The following is a 23417-nucleotide window of genomic DNA, read 5'->3' as shown; positions in this document are numbered from 1 at the left end:
GGTGCTTTATCTATTGAAGCATAATCAAATGCTTCTGCAAATCCTTTTTTTGCTAATACTGTTGTTATTGCTGCTGTTAATGTTGTCTTACCATGGTCTACGTGACCTATTGTTCCTATATTTACATGAGGTTTGTTTCTTTCAAATTTTGCCTTTGCCATTTTTTATTTCCTCCTTTATATTAAACAATTATTTTTACTTAAGTAAACTTACCCTGGTGTGTTTATGTTATTACATATGTAAAAAATATGGAGCCCATAACCGGGATTGAACCGGTGACCTCCACCTTACCAAGGTGACGCTCTACCTACTGAGCTATATGGGCAATTTTCAAAACGAAACTCTGGAGCGGGAAACGGGAATTGAACCCGCGGCAACTAGCTTGGGAAGCTAGTGTTCTACCACTGAACTACTCCCGCCCGAATAGTTCAAATTAGTATACAAATAAAACACTGTATACCGATTACTAATTTTAATATAACTAATACACTTTGTCAATATAAAATTTATTTAATGTTTAAACATTTTTCCAGCTTTCTTTTTACACGTTGAAGCGCATTATCTATAGATTTAGCATGCCTGTCTAAGTCACATGCAATTTCTTGATACGACTTACCATCTATGTAGGACATCAATACTTCCATTTCTAAATCAGACAACACTTCTCCTATTTCAGTTTGTATATGATTTATCTCTTCCCTACTTATTATCAACTCTTCAGGATCTGCCACCCTTGCTTCAGATAAAATATCCATTAATGTTCTATCCGATTCTTCATCGTATATAGGTTTATTAAGAGAAATATACGTATTTAACGGGATATGTTTTTGCCTAGTAGCCGTTTTTATTGCTGTAATTATTTGTCTTGTGACACAAAGCTCTGCAAATGCTTTGAATGAAGATAATTTATCTGGCTTAAAATCCCTAATAGCTTTATATAAACCTATCATTCCCTCTTGATAAATATCTTCTTTATCTGCTCCTATTAAAAAATATGACTTTGCCTTAGATTTTACAAAATTCTCATACTTATTAATTAAATATTCTTGAGCTCTTGAATCTCCAGTTTTAGCTTGACTTACTATTTCTTCATCTAACATTTCCTTAAACTTTAATAATTGAGTATTCACACTCTTACTGACAACCCCTTTTCCCACATAACATCCCCCCTAGACATTTGTGCTACAAGTTAAATTATACCTTACAAGCATTTTCATAGTCAAGGAATTTACTCAACTTTTGCGAATTTTTTGAAGTTTTTCCAAAACTTTTTCATTTATTCTCTCTTCTAAAGTCATTTTTTCTCTTATAGAACTTTTTTCTATATTTGTGATTATTCTTTTTTCTACAATTTTTACCTCATGATAAAATTCCAAGGAGGACATTCTAATTGCTCCTCTTTGGAATATTAATTGTTGCTCTAATGCATCTGATGTTACTACAAAAACCTCTATTTTTCTTCCTACATTATTTACTTTTCTTTCAATAAAACTATCAGCCGTTTCATTTTCTTTGGTAAATATAACCACTAAATTCTCACCATACTTCTCTCTTTTTTCAATATTTTTAGCTACCATATGTGCATCAAAAACCAAAAAAATCTTATAGCCCTTGAAAGAAGCATAATTTTGCAATGTTTCTATAAGTTTTACTCTTGCAGATTCTAAACTATAATCCTTTATTTTTTTTAAATCTGGCCAACTATTTATTACATTATACCCATCTACAAATACATTTCTCACTTTTTCTCTCTAACCAATCGTTGCTTTAATATTTCATACATCAATATACCACCTGCTACAGAAGCATTTAAAGAATTTACTCTTCCAAGCATAGGGATTTTTATCAATACATCACATTTTTCTTGAGTTAATTTGGACATACCCTTACCCTCACTGCCAATTATAAGCGCTATGCTTCCTTCTAAATTAGCTTCATAGCAATACTGCTCTCCTTTAATGTCAGCACCATATACCCAAATTCCATTTTCCTTTAACTCATCTATTGTGCTGTTTATATTAGACACCTTTGCAATCTTCACATGTTCTACAGCTCCTGCTGAAGATTTATATACAGTTGGTGTCACACCAACACTTCTTCTTTTAGAAATAATTATACCATGTACTCCAGACACCTCTGCAGTTCTTATAATTGCTCCGAAATTGTGAGGATCTTCTATTTCATCTAAAATAACTATAAAAGGTTTTTCCCCTTTTTCCTTAGCATAATTTAATATATCTACTACATCACAATATTTATAAGGTGTTTTATATGCTATTACCCCTTGGTGACTTCCCGTTTCTGAAATGGAATCCAATTTCTTCCTATCTACTTCTTTTACTACTATCTTTTTTTCACGTGCCAATGAAAGTATCAAATTAATGGAACCTTTAGTATCCCCTTTAGCTACTAACACCTGTTCTATAGTAGTATCTGCTTTTAATGCTTCTATTACTGCATTTCTTCCTTCTAATATATTCTCACTCATAAATTAATCCCTCTTTTTATATTAAAGTTCTTCTTTATATTTTTTTCTAACCGCTTCTATACTTCCACAACTCATTTTTCCCTCTGGACAAACATTGTTTACACAGGAAGGTCCGCTATATTTAAATAAAATAGGTGCTACTTTTTTAACTTCTACTAACATAGCTTCTGCTAAGCTTCTGATTTCCCATTGAGCTCTATTACAGCATCTATGCCTGAAAAAATTCATTAAACTTCTTGCATTCATAGTGAAAACTATTTTAGTTTCACAAGCATTGGGAAATACATATCTAGCATCTTCTATAGCTTTTTTCTCAGCAGAACTTTTTGAAATACCTTGTTCTAGATATCTTTCTTCTAAAAGTTTAACTATTTCATTATAGGCCTTTTGGCTATCTTCCATAGATTTTTGAAATAACATTTTAGCCTTTTCATCTTTAGCTATTTCAGGTGGAACTATATATTCGAATTGGTCAAGCTTTACATATCTTTGGCTTTGCTGTGAATATGATGCTATTCTATGTCTAACTAATTGATGCGATAAACTTCTCGATATTCCTTCTGCTGCAAAAGTAAATGAAACATGTTCTATTGGTGATTCATGCCCATAAGACATAAGCATATTTAAAAACTTTTCTATTTTATCTTTATCTAAATTTGTCTCCATCTCATCTACACCAACAGAGCTATAGCATAATTTCGCAGCTTTAGCTACAACTCTTTCTGGATTTGGTGTATGCTCTAATAATTTTACTTTCAACAATTTCCCTTCCCCCTAAACTTACCTATCCTGACTATTACTTTGTTTGTAAATATCAAGTACTCTGTTTAATATATACTTTAATCTATCTCTTTCTTCAGTTAAATATAAGTATCCAATAAGACTTTCAAACCCAGTAGCCATCCTATAATCTTGAATATCAGCATTTTTAGGAACTGTAGCTGATTTAGTGTTTCTTCCTCTTTTAAAAATAGCAAATTCCTCTTCAGTCAATTCATCAATTATATTTTTAACAAACTCACTTTGGGCCTGAGCTTTTACAAATTCTACAGCCTTTTTATGAAGCTTATGTACATGCATATCTCTATGATTATCTACTAAATATGCCCTTACAAATACTTCATAAATAGCATCCCCCACAAAAGCTAATACAAGAGGATTCAAATATTTAGCTTCTGCAGGAGTAAATCTATTTTCTAGAAAAGACATTTCCATTATTATTCTTCCTTACTTCTTAAGATTTTAATCTACTTTCTTCCATCTGACTCCTTGAGGAGTATCTTCAAGAGTTATTCCTCTTGCTTTTAAACTATCTCTTATTTCATCTGATAGAGCCCAGTTTTTTTGCTTTCTTGCATTTTGTCTTTTTTCTATTAACTCTTCTATTTCCTTTTCCAAAGTTAACTTTGTAGTTTTTTGAAGTATTCCTAAAGGATTTCCGAGCTCTCTTATAAGACTTAAGCAATAATTTACTAGCTCCTTAGATGAATCTGTAGTTACATTTGTATTTATATCTCTTATCATATCAAATATAACAGATATACCATCTGCAGTATTAAAGTCATCATCCATTTTTTCTATATATTTGTCTTTATATTCACTCAAATGTTTTAAGTAATCCCTTTCACCGTCACTTATAACTTCAACCTTTACTTCTTCTAAAAGACTTTCTAAATTTGATATAGCATTATACAATCTTTCTATCGCAGCTTTAGAGGCTTCTAAGGATTCTTCTGAAAAGTTAAGTTGAGTTCTATAATGCCCAGATAACATGAATAATCTAGCCACATCTGGTTCATATTTATCTAATATTTCTCTTGCAGTAAAGAAATTATTAAGTGATTTAGACATTTTCTCGTTATTAACATTTAAAAATGCTGAATGCATCCAGTATTTTGCAAAGGTCTTTCCTGTTCTACATTCGCTTTGTGCTATTTCATTTTCATGATGCGGGAATATAAGGTCATGACCACCTGCATGAATATCTATGGTTTCTCCTAATAACTTATGAGCCATACAAGAGCATTCTATATGCCATCCCGGCCTTCCCATTCCCCATGGACTTTCCCAAGCAGGCTCATTAGGTTTTTGTTTTTTCCAAATAGCAAAATCCATTGGGTCATTTTTTCTCTCGTCTACATTAATTCTTGCCCCTGCTTGAAGATCATCTAAATTTTGACCAGATAACTTTCCATATTCCTTAAAACTTTTAGTATTAAAATAAACATCTCCATTTATCTCATAAGCGTATCCCTTGTCAATTAAATCTTTTACAAAATTAATTATTTCATCAATAAATTCTGTAGCACGTGGATTTACAGTAGCTCTTTCAATATTTAACGCATCTGCATCCTTGTAATACTCCTCTATAAATCTATCCCCTAATTCTTTTACAGTAATATTTTCTTCGTTTGCTCTTTTTATCATCTTATCGTCTATATCTGTAAAGTTTTGCACAAAGTTAACTTTATATCCTCTATATTCAAAATATCTTCTTACTGTATCAAATACTATAAAGGTTCTTCCATTACCTATATGAAAAAAGTTGTATACAGTTGGACCACATACATACATATTCACAATCCCTGGTTGTAACGGAATAAATTCTTCTTTTTTTCTCGTTAATGTATTAAATACTTTCATACCCATTGCCTCCTCCATAAAACTTTTTCAATTATATCTATATGAGCCTATTAATAAAACGTTCTATATTACTAAACTACTAGGGTTATACTCTTATACCCTTCTTTTCAAACTCTGCTTTTACCTTATTGTAAATGTCCTCTAATTCTAAGACTTCTATATCACTTGATTCTCTTAATTTAAATTCTATTTTACCTTCTTGTATCTTTTTACCTACAGTAATTCTCATAGGGATACCAATTAAATCTGCATCCTTAAACTTTACTCCAGCTCTTTCGTTTCTATCGTCTAAAATAGCTTCTACTCCCATAGACTTAAGCTTATCATAAATTTCTTCTGCAGTTTTAACCTGATCTTCATCCTTCATTACTGCTGGAATTACTATCACCTGATAAGGAGCTATAGATAATGGCCAAACTATTCCATTTTCATCATGATTTTGCTCTATAACCGTTGCCATAGTTCTATTTATACCTATACCATAGCATCCCATTACAAGAGGCTTATTTTCACCATTTTCATCTTGGAACTGTGCACCCATTGTCTCTGAATATTTTGTACCTAGTTTAAAAATGTGTCCTACTTCTACTCCTCTTGCAACCGTTAAGCTTTTACCGCATTTTGGGCACTTGTCACCTTCTACAACTCTTCTAAAATCTCCTACTCTTCCTTCAAAATCCCTTCCATAATTAGCATTTATATAATGATATCCTGTATCATTAGCACCTATAATAAAATTATACATTTTGCTAACTTCTTCATCAACTAGTAAAGTATCTACTTTTATTCCTAAAGGTCCTGCAAATCCTATTTCAGCAGACGTAGCTTCTCTAACAACTTTTTCATCTGCCATTTCGAAAGAAACTGCCCCTCCTAAGATGTTTATCACTTTAACTTCATTTACTTCTCTATCTCCTCTTACCATTACTGCTACTACCTTATCATCTACTTTATAAATAAGTGTCTTGGCAAACTTTTCAGGAGTAGTTTTAAAGAACTGAACTAGCTGATCAATTGTTTTTATATTTGGTGTAGCTTCCTTCGTAATTGGTTTTAAATCTTCAGCTTCTGAAACTGCTGCCGTAGATGGAGCCTTTTCTACATTTGCAGCATACTCACAAGCTGTGCAAAATGCTATCTCATCTTCACCTATTTCTGACTTAACCATAAACTCAGCGGAACCAGAACCACCCATAGCTCCTGAATCAGCTTCTACAGATTGGCAGCTTAATCCACATCTTTTAAATATATTATAGTACGTTCCATACATAGTATTATAAGATTTATCTAGACTCTCATAATCCTTATCAAAACTATATGCGTCTTTCATTATAAATTCTCTAGATCTCATAACACCGAATCTTGGTCTTCTCTCATCTCTATACTTTGTTTGTATTTGATAAAGATTTAAAGGTAGCTGTTTATAAGATTTTATTTCGTTTCTTGCTATATCTGTGAATACTTCCTCATGAGTTGGTCCTAAGCAAAATTCTCTTTCATTTCTATCCTTTAACTTAAACATTTCAGGCCCAAAGACTTCCCATCTTCCTGATTCCTTCCAAAGTTCTGAAGGAAGAATCGCTGATGCTAAAAATTCCTGTGCGCCTGCTTTATCCATTTCTTCTCTAATTATATCTTCTATTTTCTTAATAACTCTTAATCCTAAAGGCATAAAATTATAAATCCCTGAAGCCATTTTTCTCATCATTCCAGCTCTTAACATAAGCTGATGACTTACTATTTCAGCTTCTGCTGGAACTTCCCTTAAAGTACTAATAAGCATGTTAGATAATCTCATATAAACTCCTCCTATGCAATTAAATATATGTTAAATTCATTATTTAGATACAAAAAATATGCCCGCCCCTTTTAGGGCGAACATACGCGGTACCACCTAATTTTTTTACTCACTTTTGATAACGGTTATCACCGGTAGTTTTATACTACAGCTCCGAAGCAGGTTCAAAACAGTGAAAACCTTTCAGCCTAGGATCTTCTCTCTGTAGTTTGTTTTTACTATTCTTCATCATAGCATAATATTAATTTCACTATATCTATACTATAGTAAAAGACAAATTTCTGTCAAGACCTTGCTTATTTCTTTAATCTTCTTCTAATAGACTTTTCGCTACTAGTAAATCTTCTGGAGTTGTTATTTTAATATTTCTATAATCTCCTGAGTATAGGTATACATGATGCCCAAAATATTCTACTACTGAAGTATCATCAGTAAAATCATTTTGAAGCCCCTGAATCTTCTCATGACATTTATAAATTATATCATATTTAAAACATTGAGGCGTTTGCAAACATGCTAAGCTATTTCTATTTAATGTTTCCTTAGAGAATCCATTTTCATCTCTTACTTTTATAGTATCCTTTGGGGAAACACTACAAGAACTAGCTCCATATAAGCTTGCAAATTTTATTCCCTGTGTTATAACATCACTGTTTACAAACGGTCTGGCTCCATCATGTATTAGTACAATTTCCGAACTTTCTACAGCCTTTAACCCATTAAATACAGAGTCTCTTCTTTCAGCTCCCCCTGGCACAATATAAGTAACTTTTTTAAACTCATATTTTTGCACTATTTCTGTTTTACAATACTCAACTTCTTCTGGAGCTGCTACTAGCACTATACTTTTTATATCTTCATGCCTTTGAAAAGCTTTTAACGTATAATAAATTATAGGTTTCCCATTTATCTCTATAAATTGCTTGTTTATACCAGCATTTATTCTTTTGCCTTTTCCACCTGCTACTATTACTGCACAAGCTTTACACATATTTAGCCCTCTTTCATAACTCTTTATTCACAGTTCTCCTTTTGTTTTGCAAATATCATTCTACCTGCTGCAGTTTGAAGTACAGAGGTTACTGTAACATCCACAATTTCTCCAATGTGCTTTTTTCCACCCTCGACTACAATCATTGTTCCATCATCTAAGTAAGCTACTCCTTGGTTGGATTCTTTACCATCCTTAACTATTTGAATTCTCATCTCTTCACCTGGAAGCACCACTGGTTTTATGGCATTTGCCAGTTCATTAATATTTAATACAGGTACTCCTTGAAATTCGGCTACTTTATTTAAATTATAGTCATTAGTTATTACCTTTCCACTTAAAACTTGTGCAAGCTTTAAAAGTTTACTATCAACTTCTGCTATATCAGGAAAGTCCTTTTCATAAATTTGCACATCAATATTTAATTCCTTTTGAATTTTATTTAGGACATCAAGACCTCTTCTACCTCTATTTCTCTTTAATCCATCTGAAGAATCTGCAATATGTCTTAATTCCTCTAAAACAAAATTAGGTATTACAAGAGTCCCCTCTATAAATCCTGTTTGACATAAATCAAATATTCTGCCATCAATTATAACTGAAGTATCTAAAATCTTAGGGTCAGCTTTATTCCCCTTACCTTTTTTATCCTTACTTCCAGAACCAGCTTTTTTAAATCCTGAAAATAAATTCATTATATCATCTCTTTTTCTAAGAGCAATATTAGCTCCCAAAGCACCCATTATAACAGCTACTACAACTGCTAAAGGTACACCAAGCACTGGTATACGAGCTAATAGATTTACAAACAATGAAGATATAGCAAGCCCTAAAATAGCTCCCAACGTTCCAGAAATAACTTCATTTGCCGGAAGTCTTTGAATACTCTTTTCTACATAATCCATGATTTTTATAATTATAAAAGTTATCCATGGAGAAATTAAAAATAATATGAATCCGAATGATAAAGTTGATAATAATAAGAATAATACCGTTTTAATTGGACTATTTTGAAAATGATTAAGTTGAACAAGTAAATTAGATTTTAATAACGCCTCACCAATGAAGTATCCAAACAAAAGGCCAATAATTGTGAATAATCCTCTTAATATCTTTTTTAACATTTCTTCACCTCCTAAAATAATTATTAACATAATTTGCAAATTAAATTCAGTCATTTCTAATATATCTTAATAATTAGTAATTTTCAATAATTACCGTATAATTTAATGATTTATTTACCATTTTTTATTTATTTTCACCCCCTATTAAGTTTATTAATTTTACTTTATCATATATATATAAATAATTTATGGAGATAAACTATAAATTTTCTTATTTAAAATTATATGTTTAGTTACGCTTGTTAATCTTATTTGTTAGGAGTTGACTAAAATGAAAGATTTAATTTATGACAGTTTTCAAAATGTAGTTGATGAGTCCCTATTAAGACATAAAAGTATATTAGATGTACTTACAAAGTTGCAGGAATCTGAATGTAGAATTAACAGAGCTGTGGCAAAGTCTGTTACTAATTGTGGCTGCATAGAAATTTATGGAAAAAAGCAGGAACTACCAAATGATGCTACTGATATCGAAGATATGAGCCATCTTTTAAAAACTCATTTAGAAGGTTCCTTATGCGATAATTGCAGGGATATAATTGAACGTGAAATAGGAAATAACCTATTTTACTTAACTTCATTATGCAATGTCTTGGACTTAAATTTATATGACATTTTATTAAAAGAATATAATAAAATAGATACCTTAGGTAAATATTCATTAAGATAGAAAAGTAAGTAAGTATCCTAAGTAAGGGATATTTACTTACTTTTTTCTTAACTATCTATAAGGTATTTGTCTATCTATCATAATCTGTTCTCTTAATCTCCTAAGTCCATTTTTTATAGCCTTCGCTCTAGCCTCTCCTATTCCTTCTACTTTATCTAATTGATCATAGGAAGCTTCCATTACTGCTTTAAGTTCTTGAAAGTTTTTTACTAAATTTTCTATTACATTAGCTGGTATTCTAGGAATTTTGTTAAGCATTCTATATCCCCTTGGAGATATAAGTGTATCTACTAAAGGGACTCCTACATATCCTAAGAACTTTGATATAATATCTAAATTAAGTAAATCTTCAGATGACATATTTTGAACTTGCTTATACACTTCCGTATAATCCATATAACTTTCACAATAGTCTCTTATAAGGAATATTTCATCTTGTTCTACAGACTTAATTAACTCGTTAAGTTGCATGGAAATTAGTCTACCTTCATTCCCTAACTCACAAATATATCTTTCTATTTCAATCACTATTCTCATTACCATTTCCATTCTTTGTATAGCTGTCATCACATCAAATAATGTTACTAGATCTTGAAATTCCAGGGTATTTAAATTATTTACTACTCTATCCAATACAGATACATACTTCTCTAAAGTTTGCAGTGCTTGGTTAGCTCTTCCTAAGATTACACTACTGTCTCTAAGAACATATTTTATACTACCTTTATAAACAGTAATTATATTTCTTCTTTGAGAAATAGCTATTACAATACTTCCTGTTTGCTTAGCCATTCTATCTGCTGTTCTATGTCTAGTTCCTGTTTCAAATGTTGGTATATTAGAATCTGGCATTAATTGAGCATTTGCCTTAATGATCCTTTTTAAATCAGTGCTTATAACTATTGCTCCGTCCATTTTTGCTAATTCATATACATAGGAAGGGCTATATTCTGAGCTAATGGTAAATCCGCCATCTACTAATCCTAAAATTTGTTCGCTATCTCCTAGTACTATTAGCCCACCTGTTTTTGCTCTTAAAATATTTTCTAACCCTTCCCTTAGAAAAGTGCCTGGAGCCATTATTTTTAAAATACTCATAAGTTCCTTGTCTTTTTCAAATCTCACTTTACTCACACCCTATGTTTTAAAATACTTTACTTATTACTTCTTTTAACGTGGAAACTCCTATTACGTTAATTCCTTGGACATTTAACTTACCTTTGTTACGTAATGGAACTATAAAATTGGTGAATCCCATTTTAACAGCTTCATTTATTATTCTTTCTGAAAATGAAACAGGCCTTACCTCACCAGTTAATCCAATTTCCCCAACAATTACAAGTTTTTCTAAGTTGATAGGATTATTTCTCGCGCTTGAAATCAGTGCCAGTGCAATACCTAAGTCACCAAATGTACCCTCAACATTTAATCCTCCAACAACATTTACATATACATCAGATGTATAAAATGGAATCTTTAACTTTTTTTCTAAAACTGCCAAAATAAGATTAAGCCTTGCATTATCTACTCCTACTGCAGTTCTCCTAGGCATATATGCTTTTGTTTCACTTACTAGCGCTTGAACTTCTACCAAAATAGGCCTGGTTCCTTCCATTATACCTATCACTACTGAACCTTCTTTTTGGAACTGAATGTCTTCTAAAAATGCTTCAGATGGATTTGAGATTTCTACTAATCCCTCTTCCTTCATTTCAAAAACTCCTATTTCACTAGTAGTACCAAATCTATTTTTCATTGTTCTAAGTATCCTAAATTCTTGAGTCCTTTCCCCCTCAAAGCTTAATACAGTATCTACCATATGTTCTAATACCTTAGGTCCCGCTAACGCTCCTTGCTTAGTTACATGAGCTACTATGAAAAATGGAATATTTTTAGTTTTCCCTATACGCATTATTTCGTTTGAACTTTCCTTTACTTGAGATACCGTTCCAGGCGCTGAAGTAATTTGTGGATTAAATAAAGTTTGAATAGAATCTATAATTACAAAAATAGGCGATATATTTTCTATATGGTTCTTTATTGTTTCCACATTTGTTTCAGACACCACATATAATTCTTTTGATAATGTAGCAAGTCTCTCTCCCCTCATTTTAATTTGTTCTTCAGATTCCTCCCCAGATATATATAAAACCTTTCCATACCTATTAGATATCTCATTTGCCGCCTGCAAAAGCAAGGTAGATTTTCCTATACCAGGATCTCCAGATATTAGTGTGAGAGAACCTTTAACTATTCCTCCCCCTAATACACGATTAAGCTCATTTATTCCAGTATCCATTCTTTCATACTGAATAGATCTAATATCTAATATACTTTGTGGGTGAGTTTTCTTTTCACTTGTAAGTCCAATTGAAGCTGTCTTAGTTACCGAAGTCTTAATTTCTTCAATCATACTATTCCAACTATTGCAATCAGGACATTTCCCTAACCATTTAAGAGATTCATATCCACATTTTTGACATACAAACACCGCTTTAATTTTTGGCATCTAATCAACTCCCAATATTCTGTACAAATTACTATTATATAATATTATCATAAAGTCTTGTCAATAATAAACAAGGAAGTTTTATTATTCATAAAACTTCCTTATTTATTACTATTATTGTTTTATAAAATCTAGTTTATCATCTTTTACTGTAACAAGTATATCTTCATTCTTTTTAATATTTCCTCTTAATATTTCTTCTGAAAGTTTATCTTCTACAGTTTTAGTTATTGCTCTTCTAAGAGGTCTTGCGCCATATACTTGATTAAATCCTTCCTTAGCTAGAAGTAACTCTGCTTCTCTGTCAAATTTTATATTTATACCTTGTTCCCTTAATCTCTCACCTACAGTCCTAAGCATCAGGCCTACTATTTTTTGTAAATCTTCTTGTTCTAATTGATGAAATACAATTATATCATCTATTCTATTTAAAAATTCTGGTCTGAAGGATCGTCTTAATTCCTCCATGATATTTTCCTTCATCTTTTCATATTGATCTTCACTTTCATTAGTAACAACAGAAAATCCTAATGATTTTTGCTTCTTAATAGTGGATGCACCCACATTAGAAGTCATAATTATAAGTGTATTTTTAAAATCTACAGTTTTGCCTTTTCCATCAGTTAATCTTCCATCTTCTAATATCTGTAATAATATATTGAATACCTCAGGATGTGCCTTTTCTATTTCATCAAATAAAACCACAGAGTAAGGATTTCTTCTAACCTTTTCAGTTAACTGCCCCCCCTCATCATATCCTACATACCCTGGAGGAGAACCTACTAGTCTAGATACAGTATGTTTTTCCATGTATTCAGACATATCAATTCTTATCATGCTATTTTCATCTCCAAAAATAGCCTCAGCTAGTGCCTTAGAAAGTTCTGTTTTTCCTACTCCAGTAGGTCCTAAAAATATAAATGAACCTATAGGTCTTTTCGGATCCTTTAGTCCTACCCTAGCCCTTCTTACTGCTCTTGCTACAGATTTAACTGCTTCGCTTTGTCCAATTACCCTATTGTGTAATATTTCTTCTAGCTTTAATAATTTTTCAGATTCTTTTTCTGTTAGTTTTTCAGCAGGTATATTGGTCCATTTTGCAACTACAGCTGCTATTTGATCCTCTCCTACTGTTAACGTAGATGCCTGTTTTTGTGTCTTCCAATCTGTTTTTACATTATCAAGTTTTTCTTTAATTTCTTTTTCCTTATCCCTTAACTGAGCTGCCTTTTCAAAATCCTGTACCCTTATAGCATCTTCTTTTTCTTGGGTTATGGTTTCAAGCTCTTCCTCCATCTTTTTTACATCTGGAGGTGCTACCATATTTTCAATTCTAACCTTTGATGCAGCTTCATCTATAAGGTCAATAGCTTTATCCGGTAAAAATCTATCAGTTATATATCTATCTGATAAGTTAACTGCTGCAAGTATTGCATCATCTGTTATTTTTACTCTATGATGAGCTTCATATTTATCTCTTAATCCCTTTAATATAAGTATTGCTTCTTCTTTAGATGGCTCTCCTACTATAATAGGTTGAAATCTTCTTTCTAATGCAGCATCCTTTTCTATATACTTCCTATATTCGTCTATAGTAGTTGCCCCTATACATTGTATTTCTCCTCTAGCTAAAGCAGGTTTTAATATATTTGATGCATCAATTGCACCTTCCGCTGCACCTGCTCCTACTATGGTGTGTATCTCATCAATAAATAATATTACATTTCCTACTCTTCTTATTTCCTCCATTATCTTTTTTAATCTATCTTCAAATTCACCCCTGTATTTTGCTCCTGCTATCATTGCCGATAAATCTAACGTAATAACTCTTTTATCCTTTAAAATTTCAGGAATATTTCCTGAAACTATCTTCTGAGATAATCCCTCTGCTATAGCTGTCTTACCTACTCCTGGGTCTCCTATTAAGCAAGGATTATTTTTAGTTCTTCTACAAAGTATCTCAAGAACTCTTTGAGTTTCCTTATCTCTCCCTATAACAGGATCTAATTTCCCCTCTCTAGCCATTTCAGTAAGATCTCTACCAAACTGATTTAATGCTGGAGTATCCTCGTTAGCTCTTTTAGCTGAATTACCTGCAGTAGATGATTGCTCTCCAGATAAGCTTTCCAAAAGTTCTTTCCTTAACTTCTCAAAATCTACTCCTAAATTATTTAGTATTGTAAATGCAACACCCTCAGATTCCTTAATTAGTGCTAATAAAATATGCTCAGGGCATATAAAGTTATGATTTAAGTTTCTAGCTTCTAATAAACTTAGTTCCAATAGTCTTTTAGTACGAGGTGTAAGAGGAATCTCATTTCTATATATATCTATATCTCCTTTTCCCTCATACTCTTCAATAAGTTCCTTTACATCATTTAAAGTCACATTCATATTATTTAATAAATTTTGTGACATACTATCTTCTCTTAAAATACCCAATAATATATGTTCCGTCCCTACATATCCATGCTGTAAGTTTTTTGCCTCTTCTTGAGCATACATAAGTACCTTCTGAGCTCTTTCAGTAAATCTTCCAAACATCATAATAATTCACCACCATTTAAAATTATTTTAACTTATCTCTTACGATTTTTGCCCTAAGTATATCTCTTTCAGAATAACTTAATTCCTTTGAAGCCGCTTTATCAAGCATAGCCCGTTGTGAATCTAAAAGTAATTCATTTAATGTACTTTTATTTATATCCTTAATTATGCCCACTTCTAATCCAAGTCTTACATAGGAAAGTAATTTTAAGCACTCATCTCCGTTTAGAATTCTTGAAAATTTCAAAATACCTAAGGACCTGTATATTTTATCTTCTAGTTGACTTAAGTAGTTATTTAAAAATAGTTCTCTAGCACGCTTTTCTTCGCTTATTAATTGGTTTACAACTACCTTTAAATTATTTATTATTTCTTCTTCTGTTAATCCTAAAGTTACTTGATTAGAAATTTGATATAGATTACCTTCAGCTTTAGATCCTTCCCCATATAATCCTCTAACTGTGATTCCAACTTGATTTAATGCATTAAATATCTTAGAAACTTCATTATTCATGGTAAGCGCTGGTAAATGTATCATAACTGAAGCTCTTAGTGCTGTGCCTATATTAGTTGGACATGCTGTTAAATATCCTAATTCCTCATCATAGGCATACTGTAATTTTTCCTCTAATTTATCATCTAATTCATTTGCAACCTTATATGCTTCATCTAGATTATAGCCAGATGTAATACATTGTATTCTTAAATGATCTTCCTCATTTATCATAATACTTATGGTTTCTTCCTTATTTATTATGAAAGCGCTCTTATTTTTATTTGAAATCAATCTATCACTTATAAAATGCTTTTCTAAATAAACACCATCATCTACGGAATTAGTTTCCCATAGGTACCTAGTAATGAAATCATCTTTATTAACATTATTATAAAATACTTCTTCAATTTTCCCTACAATTTCTCGGCCCTGCTCCTCAGATAATTTATGTGGAAAGGATTTATCACTTAAGTTTCTCGCTAGTCTTATTCTACTACTTAAAATTATGCCATCTTCATTATAGGATGAATGTATCCAATTTTGCATCCTAATCCCTACCCTTCCTTTTCCATATCTCTTATTAAATCTCTAATTTCCGCTGCCTTTTCATATTCCTCAGATTCGATGGTTTTCTTAAGTTCTTCCTTTAATTCAAGTATCCTTTTTTTATTTATTATTTCTTTACCCTGTTTACAAGGAATTTTGCCTTTATGATCTAAGCTTCCTTGTACTCTTTTTATTACAGGAATTATCGCATTTTTAAAATCTTTATAACACTCACCGCATCCTAAAAAACCATTTTCTTTAAAATCCTTATATGTGGTTCCACATTTTTCACATTTTATATTAGAACTTTTATCTAAAGTAGATGATTTATTAACTCCTTCTATTATTAATCCTATTAATTGCTGAAAACTAAAAGGCGAATTTACATTTATATTATCTGGATAAGCCATACCCTGAAACTGCTTAGCACACGCTTCACATAAATTTAGCTCCTGTTTTACTCCATTAACTATTTTAGTTATGTGTACATAAGCTTCATTGCTTTTACATACTTCACACATCATAACTATTGCCTCCTAAAATAAAACTTTATTTATATTTAAAATCATTACTTACTAAACTGATAAAGCAGAAAGCATACTTTTTAATAATTCTGCTCTAAATGTATTCTTATTTTCTTGTAATAAATTTAAGGTTCTGTCGTTAATCGCCATTTTTATCATATAAGCCTCTCTCTCAGAAACTAAATCATTTTCTTGTAAATAATTTATGATTTTTACGGATTTATCAAAAGTAATACTGTCTCCTATTTGCAAATTTATAGCCTGCATAAGTTTATTATTATGGTTGAAATCCATATGCTTAATTATTATGCAGCCTCCTCCTCCTCTTTTACTTTCTACATAGTATCCTCTATCCGTTGTAAACCTGGTAGTAAGCACATAATTTATTTGAGAAGGGGCACATCTAAAATAATTAGCTAATTCATTACGTTGAATTTGTAATTCGCTTTCATCGTTATCCTGCAATAATTGTTTTATAAACTCTTCAATAATATCAGACAGCCTTGCCATATCCGTCCCCCTGACTTTGACTTTCTTTGACTTTAATTAAATATTATAATTTTATTTACTTAAATGCAATATTCAAATAAATAGAATTATAGATTTTTATGCTTTTTATAGTAAATTAATTAACATTTTCTCTTAAACACTATTATTTACTCATAATTTTAGATCTTTTATATACACTACTCCATAAAACAAATTAAAATTTAACATATTTATTAGCTTCATATCTTAAAAATTCACTAAAATTATTTAAATCCTCTTCTTTAAGAAAAGCACCTTGACACTGTCTATCTCCTCCGCCACCTTTTCCTTGAAACTTACTGATATTTTCTTTGAAAAATTTCCCACAATTTAACTGAAATTTTCCATCATGAGATAATATTACTTTCCTATCTTTTTCTGAAACTAATATATTTATACTATGACTTTTCTCTATAATAAATCTATTAATAATTTGAATTTCTTCAAAGGTTTCTTCTTTAAAAATCCTAAACAATATTAATTTATTTACTTCCTTAACTATATCTTGAGCACAAAATTCCATTAGCTTTTCTTTAAGTTCTTTTACTTCTTTAGATAGCATCTTTACCTGTAAACTTTCATTAATTACTTTATCTAAAATTTCTTTATCAGTAGACGAATAATTTTTATTTAAAGTTGCTACAATTTTATGTTTTCCTTGATAATCCTCAAGAGCTTTTTGTCCACATTTAAAATATATTCTAGTCATACCTTTATATTTTTCAGTCTTAATTATTTTTATTAATCCTATTTGTCCTGTGGTTCTTACATGGGTTCCACAACAAGCTATACGATCTATTCCTTGTATTTCAACTATCCTAATATCTTCTTCTACAGTACATGCTTTTCTTAAATTTAAGTCGCAAACCTTTGGATAATCTACAAAATAATCTACTATAGGTATATCCTTATATATATAATAATTCACCTTATTTTCTACTTCGTTTATCATATCATCTGTTAAATTTTTGATTGAATTATCAATAGTTACATATTCATCTCCCATATGAAATCCATCGTTTTGAGTACCATAACTATCGTATAATACCGCTGATAACAAGTGCTCTCCTGCATGCTGTTGCATATAATAAAGTCTTTTTGAAAAATTCAGCTTACATTTTACTTCTTTTTCATCAGGATTTTTTTCTAAAACATGTATTATTTCTTTTTCTCTTTCGAATATATTCTTTACTTCTAAGTCATCTATAAATCCTCTATCCCCAGGTTGGCCTCCTCCCCCTGGGAAAAATGCTGTTTTATCTAAAATTACATAAAATTTATCCTCTTCTTGAAATACTTCTTTTATGTTAGCATTCCACTCTTTAATATATGGATCCGTATAATATAATCTTTCCGTCATAGTTATATATTTTCACCCCTTACGTTTACTATATAGTTTTTACTTCTTTCAAATTTCTTAAATGTGAACTATCTGCATTTAATAATACTTCAAATTTTTCATTTTCTGCTCTCACTACAGTTAAACTTGTAGGATGAATAAATGGAGGACTCCAAAAATCTTCTATTAATGTATTTTGAAAAAAACTCATTATAGCTTTTAACGTAATCGTATGTGTTACTATTAATATATCCTTTCCAATATTTTCACTTATAATCTCTTTTATCAGTTCTTTTGTCCTTTGTCTTACCTGGTAAAAACTTTCTCCACTATATGGCTTGTACGATTTAGGCGCATTCCAGAAATTATATAATTCTTTACTATAAAGTTTTTCTATTTCATCTTGAGTTAACCCCCCCCATATTCCCATATTAATTTCTCTAAGCCTTAAATCCGTGTAAAGAGGTATATCCCTTTTACTATTCACTATATTAGCCGTGCTTAAAGCTCTATTAATAGGACTAGAATATATGACATCTAATTTAGTGTCCTTTAATCTTTCCTCAAGCCACTTGGCCTGTTGGATTCCTAATTCTGTAAGTGGAGAATCGCTCCATCCTTGCATTCTTTTTTCTACATTCCATTCAGTTTGTCCATGCCTAGTTATATATATAGTAGTTGTCATAATATATTCTCCTCTCTTAAAGCAAGTGATGCTGCTCCTATTACCCCTGAATTAGCATTTAATTCTGCAGAAAGTATTCTACAAGAATCTGAAAGAATCTGAAAGCATCTTATTTTCACTACATCTTTTACAACATTAAAAACTATTTCACCGGCCTTTGATACTCCTCCCCCTATTATTACAACTTCTGGATCAAAGATACTAACTAAATTTGCTATACAAATTCCTAAATAATTTAAACTTTTATTAACTATTTCATTGCATACTTTATCACCATTTTTTGCTTCCTTAAACACTTCATATGCTGTAATATTAGAATACTTAGTTAGACTAGTTATTGCTTTTTTTTCTATAGCTTGTCTTCCTTGCCTTGCTATGGCTGTGCCAGAAGCCAAGACTTCAGCACACCCGTAATTTCCACAATTACATAATGGTCCTTTAGGATCTATTGTCATATGTCCTACTTCTAAAGCATTACAGGTATTTCCTCTATATATACCGCCATTTAATATAGCTCCTCCTCCTATACCTGTACTTACTGTAACGTATATCATATTATTAGAACCCTTTGCTGCTCCAAATGTATGTTCTCCTATAGCTGCTACATTTGCGTCATTATCTAAGTAAGTATTTACATTGTATATTTCTTTTATTGGATTTATAATATTAAAATTTTTAAAGGGCAAGTTGGGTGTAGTAATTATTGTTCCTTCCTTTGAATTTAATGGACCTGGTGCTCCTATACCTATTGCTCTAATATTTTTAATTTTAACTTCAGATTTATTTAATACCTCATCTATGGTTTGAATAACTCTATTTAAAACTACATTTTCTCCTTCGCTAGCTAGCGTAGGAATATTAATCTGTTCAATAATATTTCCTTGAAAATCTACTATAGCTGTATTTATTTTAGTTCCCCCTAAATCTATCCCTATTACAAATTTCTTATCCATAACCCTTCCCCCAAATTTGATGATTTACTATTTATTATATCATAATTTTAATGTAATTTATTTCTTCTATTGGCTATTATATTACAATTCCAATTATCATCTTTACTTTCGCTTATTATATCAAATCCTTTATCCATTAGAATCTTACATAATAAATCTATATCTTCACTTTCATTATTTTTTATATTTATAGTAAGTCTATCATTTTCTGCTGGAATATCCATATAATCATATAACACACTATAGTCCTCTAATATTATTCTATCTCTTATATCTAGTCTAAAATCTGACATAAAATAGCTCCCTTCTTCTTTTCCTCCTAATTAGCTTTTGTAAAGGAAATTGAAAATATACCCTTATATTCTAATAGCAGCTGAATTCTTATATAATTTACTGAAATTCATTTATTGTTGTCCAAATTAATGTTATAATTTTCCTAACGCTTATTTATTATATCAAAATCTAAGGAGGGTATTATATGGAAAAATCATTAAAAGGAACTAAAACTGCCGAGAATTTATTAAAAGCTTTCGCTGGCGAATCACAAGCTAGAACTAGATATACCTACTATGCCTCTGCAGCTAAAAAGGAAGGATATGTTCAAATTTCTAATATATTTATGGAAACTGCTGAAAATGAAAAAGAACATGCAAAAGTATTCTTCAAACATTTAAACAAAGATTTAAAAGGTGACGCTGTGACTATTACTGCGGATTATCCTGTAGGGCTTGGTAGCACAAAAGAAAACCTAAGTTATGCTGTTGCTGGTGAACATGAAGAACACTCTAAAGCATATCCTGAATTCGCTAGAATTGCAGAAGAAGAAGGCTTTAATGAAATCGCTTCAAGCTTTATGAACATCAGTAAAGTTGAAGAAAGACATGAAGCAAGATTTAAAAAATTATTTGATAATATAGAAAATGATACAGTGTTTAAAAAAGATGAGGTTGTTCTATGGAAATGTAATAACTGTGGATATATACATGAAGGTATGGAGGCTCCTAACGTATGTCCTTCATGTAATCACCCAAAAGATCATTTCGAAGTATTTTGTGAAAATTATTAATAAAAATCCGGTATATAATATATACCGGATTTCACTTTATATTTTATAAAGTTTCTTTTTCCTTTTTTCTCTCCTCAATTATTTTAAGAGCTTCTAAATGAGGAACTTCATCATATCTTTCAAACCTCATGGTAAAGCTTCCTTTTGCTTGAGTTAATGATCTTAAATCAGTTGCGTATTTAAACATCTCAGCTTGTGGAACTTCTGCTATAACCTTCTGACTTTTACCTGATTGTTCCATACCAAGAACTCTACCTCTCTTTTTATTTATATCTCCTATTATATCTCCCATATATTCATCAGGTATTAATATTTCCACATGCATTACAGGTTCTAACAATACTGGATCTGCATCTTGAATACCCTTCTTATATGCTAAAGATGCTGCCATTTTAAATGCCATTTCTGATGAATCTACTGGGTGATAAGAGCCATCATGCAACGTAGCTTTAAGTCTTATCATAGGATATCCAGCTAGTACACCATGCTGTATACATTCTCTAAGTCCCTTTTCTACGGCTGGTATATACTGTCTTGGTACTACTCCACCTACTACTTGATCTACAAATTCTAATTCATCTCCATCAAATCTTGGCTCAAATTTTACTTTTACATCTCCATACTGTCCATGCCCACCAGATTGCTTTTTATGCTTTCCTTGCACATCAGAGATTTTTCTTATAGTTTCTCTGTAAGCAACTTTAGGTGTCTCAATGGTTACCTCAACGCCAAACTTATTTTTTAATTTATTTGCTATAACTTCTAAGTGAGTTTCTCCTGTACCTGAAATTATTGTTTCTGCACACTCTAAATCTCTTGAAATATTAAATGTAGGATCTTCTTCTAATAATCTATTCAAGCCACTAGAGATTTTATCTTCGTCATTTTTAGATTTAGGAATTACAGACATAGACATTGAAGGCTGAGGGAACTTTATCTCTTCAAAAATTATAGGATAGTTACTATCGCATAAAGTATCTCCTGTGTTAGTATACTGAAGTTTTGCAACAGCTCCTATATCTCCTGCTATTACACTGTCAGTGTTGACTTGCTGCTTTCCTTTCATAAAATACAATGTACCTAACTTTTCCTGCTTATCTTTATTGCTATTGCATACCATAATATCTGGGCTTGCTTTACCAGTAATAACTCTAAACATTGATAACTTTCCTATGAATGGATCTGCAATAGTTTTAAAAATAAAAGCTGAAAATGGTCCCTCTTCAGAAATTTTCACTTCTATATCTTTATTATTCTTTATATTTTTAGCTTTTATAGCTGATATATCTTCTGGGCATGGAAAACACTGTATTATATCATCAATTAATGTTTTTACACCTCTTCCAGTTAGAGCAGATCCACACATAACAGGAGCTATTTCTCCACTAGCACATCCACTTATTAATCCTTTAAATATCTCTTCTTCACTTAGTTCACCTTCACTGAAGTACTTGTCTAGAAGCTCCTCATTTGTTTCTGCAACTGCTTCCATTATCATGTTTTTACATTCTTTAACTTTATCGTGTAATTCAACTGGCACATCTGCCTCTTCTATATCATCTTTTTTAGGGTTATATATCATAGCTCTATTGGAAATAACATTTACAACTCCTTGAAATCCACTTTCTTCTCCTATTGGATATTGAATTGGAACCACTGATATGCCAAATCTATCTTTTAATTCTGCTAAGCATTTCTCAAAATTACTGTTTTCTCTATCTAATTTATTTATATAAAAGGCCCTAGAAAGATTATGATCGTTTACATATTCCCATGCTTTTTCTGTTCCTACTTGAACTCCTGATGATCCTGAAAGCACTATAAGCGCTACATCTATAGCTCTTAAACCTTCTATCATTTCTCCTACAAAGTCAAAGTATCCTGGCATATCTACTAAATTAATTTTTATATCATCCCACTCGCAGTTAGCTACTGCAGTAGAAATTGATATTTTCTTTTTTCTTTCTTCAGTATCATAGTCAAATATGCTGCTTTCCTCATCTACTTTCCCAAATCTATCTACAGATTTGGTACGGTATAATATTGCATCTGCAAGAGTTGTCTTACCTGAACCACTGTGCCCTATAATACCTAAGTTTCTCAAGTTTTTTGTTTTATACTCTTTCATAAGCGATGCCCCCTAACATACTTTTTGTCTTTGTTTTATATATTCTATTAAAGAATAAAAAATCCTTTAGAAAAAATATAATTTTCAAAATTATTTGATATTATATTTTTTTCCATACTTGATATTATTATGCAGGAAGGTTTAAATATATTAGTATTAATTATATTATTATAATATTTAACATTTAAGATAATAAAAAAAGCCTAAAATTACAAAATATAATGTAACTTTAGACTACTATTATCAATCAAATATTTAACTTTAAATAAAAATGGCTCCGTGGAGAGGGCTCGAACCTCCAACCCTTCGGTTAACAGCCGAATGCTCTGCCATTGAGCTACCACGGAATAAATTTATCTGGCAACGACCTACTCTCCCACCG

23 protein-coding genes and 3 tRNA genes are annotated in these 23417 nt (G+C 31.1%); 2 read left to right on the top strand and 24 right to left on the bottom strand.

The annotated features are described in order from the left end of the window. The 12 genes from CRN98_RS16410 to CRN98_RS16355 form a co-directional block, all read right to left on the bottom strand. The coding region (locus tag CRN98_RS16410; protein WP_242961024.1) for a GTP-binding protein at positions 1–161 on the bottom strand (161 nt) is incomplete at its 3' end. Between the two features lie 88 nt (positions 162–249). Then, positions 250–325 (bottom strand) — tRNA-Thr (locus tag CRN98_RS16405). 19 nt (positions 326–344) lie between these two features. Further along, positions 345–419: transfer RNA gene (locus tag CRN98_RS16400), tRNA-Gly, on the bottom strand. Positions 420–506: 87 nt separating this feature from the next. Next, a complete protein-coding gene (sigH, locus tag CRN98_RS16395; protein ID WP_097028506.1) occupies positions 507–1157 on the bottom strand; it encodes an RNA polymerase sporulation sigma factor SigH in 651 nt (216 codons plus the stop codon). A gap of 75 nt (positions 1158–1232) precedes the next feature. Next, positions 1233–1742 (bottom strand): NYN domain-containing protein, encoded by a 510-nt coding sequence (locus CRN98_RS16390; RefSeq protein ID WP_097028505.1) that lies wholly within the window; start codon positions 1740–1742, stop codon positions 1233–1235. Beyond that, positions 1739–2488, bottom strand: a complete 750-nt coding sequence (rlmB, locus tag CRN98_RS16385) for a 23S rRNA (guanosine(2251)-2'-O)-methyltransferase RlmB (RefSeq protein ID WP_097028504.1) — start codon at positions 2486–2488, stop codon at positions 1739–1741. Before rlmB ends, CRN98_RS16390 begins: the two co-directional genes overlap by 4 nt. Positions 2489–2509: 21 nt before the next feature. Further along, positions 2510–3250 (bottom strand): FAD-dependent thymidylate synthase, encoded by a 741-nt coding sequence (gene thyX, locus CRN98_RS16380; protein ID WP_179632222.1) that lies wholly within the window; start codon positions 3248–3250, stop codon positions 2510–2512. An 18-nt stretch (positions 3251–3268) separates the two neighbouring features. Next, positions 3269–3703 carry a Mini-ribonuclease 3 gene (locus CRN98_RS16375; RefSeq protein ID WP_097028503.1) on the bottom strand — a complete coding sequence of 145 codons (435 nt, stop codon included), beginning with the start codon at positions 3701–3703 and terminating at the stop codon, positions 3269–3271. A 27-nt stretch (positions 3704–3730) separates the two neighbouring features. Further along, positions 3731–5131 carry a cysteine--tRNA ligase gene (cysS, locus tag CRN98_RS16370; RefSeq protein ID WP_097028502.1) on the bottom strand — a complete coding sequence of 467 codons (1401 nt, stop codon included), beginning with the start codon at positions 5129–5131 and terminating at the stop codon, positions 3731–3733. A gap of 85 nt (positions 5132–5216) precedes the next feature. Continuing rightward, positions 5217–6929 (bottom strand): proline--tRNA ligase, encoded by a 1713-nt coding sequence (locus CRN98_RS16365; RefSeq protein ID WP_097028501.1) that lies wholly within the window; start codon positions 6927–6929, stop codon positions 5217–5219. Positions 6930–7233: 304 nt separating this feature from the next. Next, a complete protein-coding gene (gene ispD, locus CRN98_RS16360) occupies positions 7234–7920 on the bottom strand; it encodes a 2-C-methyl-D-erythritol 4-phosphate cytidylyltransferase (protein WP_097028500.1) in 687 nt (228 codons plus the stop codon). Between the two features lie 23 nt (positions 7921–7943). Continuing rightward, complete coding sequence (locus CRN98_RS16355; protein ID WP_097028499.1) at positions 7944–9044, bottom strand: PIN/TRAM domain-containing protein; 1101 nt, start codon at positions 9042–9044, stop codon at positions 7944–7946. 271 nt (positions 9045–9315) lie between these two features. On the opposite strand from CRN98_RS16355, the gene CRN98_RS16350 reads away from it, so the two are divergent. Next, positions 9316–9714: a nucleoside triphosphate pyrophosphohydrolase family protein gene (locus tag CRN98_RS16350; protein WP_097028498.1), complete on the top strand. Its 399-nt coding sequence runs from the start codon at positions 9316–9318 to the stop codon at positions 9712–9714. 51 nt (positions 9715–9765) lie between these two features. Here the strand turns inward: CRN98_RS16350 and disA are convergent, their stop codons facing one another. The 10 genes from disA to CRN98_RS16300 all read right to left on the bottom strand — a co-directional run bounded on the left by disA (position 9766) and on the right by CRN98_RS16300 (position 20134). After that, complete coding sequence (gene disA, locus CRN98_RS16345) at positions 9766–10839, bottom strand: DNA integrity scanning diadenylate cyclase DisA (protein ID WP_097028497.1); 1074 nt, start codon at positions 10837–10839, stop codon at positions 9766–9768. 19 nt (positions 10840–10858) lie between these two features. Next, positions 10859–12223, bottom strand: a complete 1365-nt coding sequence (radA, locus tag CRN98_RS16340) for a DNA repair protein RadA (RefSeq protein ID WP_097028496.1) — start codon at positions 12221–12223, stop codon at positions 10859–10861. A 114-nt stretch (positions 12224–12337) separates the two neighbouring features. Continuing rightward, positions 12338–14770: an ATP-dependent Clp protease ATP-binding subunit gene (locus tag CRN98_RS16335; RefSeq protein ID WP_097028495.1), complete on the bottom strand. Its 2433-nt coding sequence runs from the start codon at positions 14768–14770 to the stop codon at positions 12338–12340. Positions 14771–14792: 22 nt separating this feature from the next. Continuing rightward, entirely contained in the window at positions 14793–15812 is a 1020-nt protein-coding gene (locus tag CRN98_RS16330; protein WP_097028494.1) for a protein arginine kinase, read from the bottom strand. 8 nt (positions 15813–15820) lie between these two features. Beyond that, positions 15821–16336 carry a UvrB/UvrC motif-containing protein gene (locus CRN98_RS16325; protein ID WP_097028493.1) on the bottom strand — a complete coding sequence of 172 codons (516 nt, stop codon included), beginning with the start codon at positions 16334–16336 and terminating at the stop codon, positions 15821–15823. A 51-nt stretch (positions 16337–16387) separates the two neighbouring features. After that, positions 16388–16846: a CtsR family transcriptional regulator gene (locus CRN98_RS16320; protein ID WP_097028492.1), complete on the bottom strand. Its 459-nt coding sequence runs from the start codon at positions 16844–16846 to the stop codon at positions 16388–16390. Positions 16847–17039: 193 nt separating this feature from the next. Beyond that, positions 17040–18224 carry an alanyl-tRNA editing protein gene (locus CRN98_RS16315; RefSeq protein ID WP_097028491.1) on the bottom strand — a complete coding sequence of 395 codons (1185 nt, stop codon included), beginning with the start codon at positions 18222–18224 and terminating at the stop codon, positions 17040–17042. 28 nt (positions 18225–18252) lie between these two features. After that, entirely contained in the window at positions 18253–18888 is a 636-nt protein-coding gene (locus CRN98_RS16310; protein ID WP_097028490.1) for a histidine phosphatase family protein, read from the bottom strand. After that, entirely contained in the window at positions 18885–19841 is a 957-nt protein-coding gene (locus CRN98_RS16305; protein ID WP_097028489.1) for an ROK family protein, read from the bottom strand. Before CRN98_RS16305 ends, CRN98_RS16310 begins: the two co-directional genes overlap by 4 nt. A 47-nt stretch (positions 19842–19888) precedes the next feature. Next, complete coding sequence (locus CRN98_RS16300) at positions 19889–20134, bottom strand: hypothetical protein (protein WP_097028488.1); 246 nt, start codon at positions 20132–20134, stop codon at positions 19889–19891. Positions 20135–20319: 185 nt separating this feature from the next. Here CRN98_RS16300 and rbr point away from each other — a divergent pair, with 185 nt between their 5' ends. Further along, a complete protein-coding gene (rbr, locus tag CRN98_RS16295) occupies positions 20320–20907 on the top strand; it encodes a rubrerythrin (RefSeq protein WP_097028487.1) in 588 nt (195 codons plus the stop codon). A gap of 43 nt (positions 20908–20950) precedes the next feature. On the opposite strand, the gene fusA is transcribed toward rbr, so the two are convergent. Both fusA and CRN98_RS16285 read right to left on the bottom strand, forming a co-directional pair. Then, the gene (gene fusA, locus CRN98_RS16290; RefSeq protein ID WP_097028486.1) at positions 20951–23035 is read right to left on the bottom strand and encodes an elongation factor G; all 2085 of its coding nucleotides are present in this window, start codon (positions 23033–23035) and stop codon (positions 20951–20953) included. Positions 23036–23307: 272 nt separating this feature from the next. Continuing rightward, positions 23308–23382, bottom strand: a tRNA-Asn gene (locus CRN98_RS16285). Between the last annotated feature and the right edge of the window lie 35 nt (positions 23383–23417).

The sequence above is a fragment of the Clostridium peptidivorans genome (assembly GCF_900205925.1).
GTDB classification, from domain to species: domain Bacteria; phylum Bacillota; class Clostridia; order Clostridiales; family Clostridiaceae; genus Clostridium_AK; species Clostridium_AK peptidivorans.
Note: the sequence above shows the minus strand (reverse complement) of the source record. Positions and strands in the feature narration are given on the sequence as shown.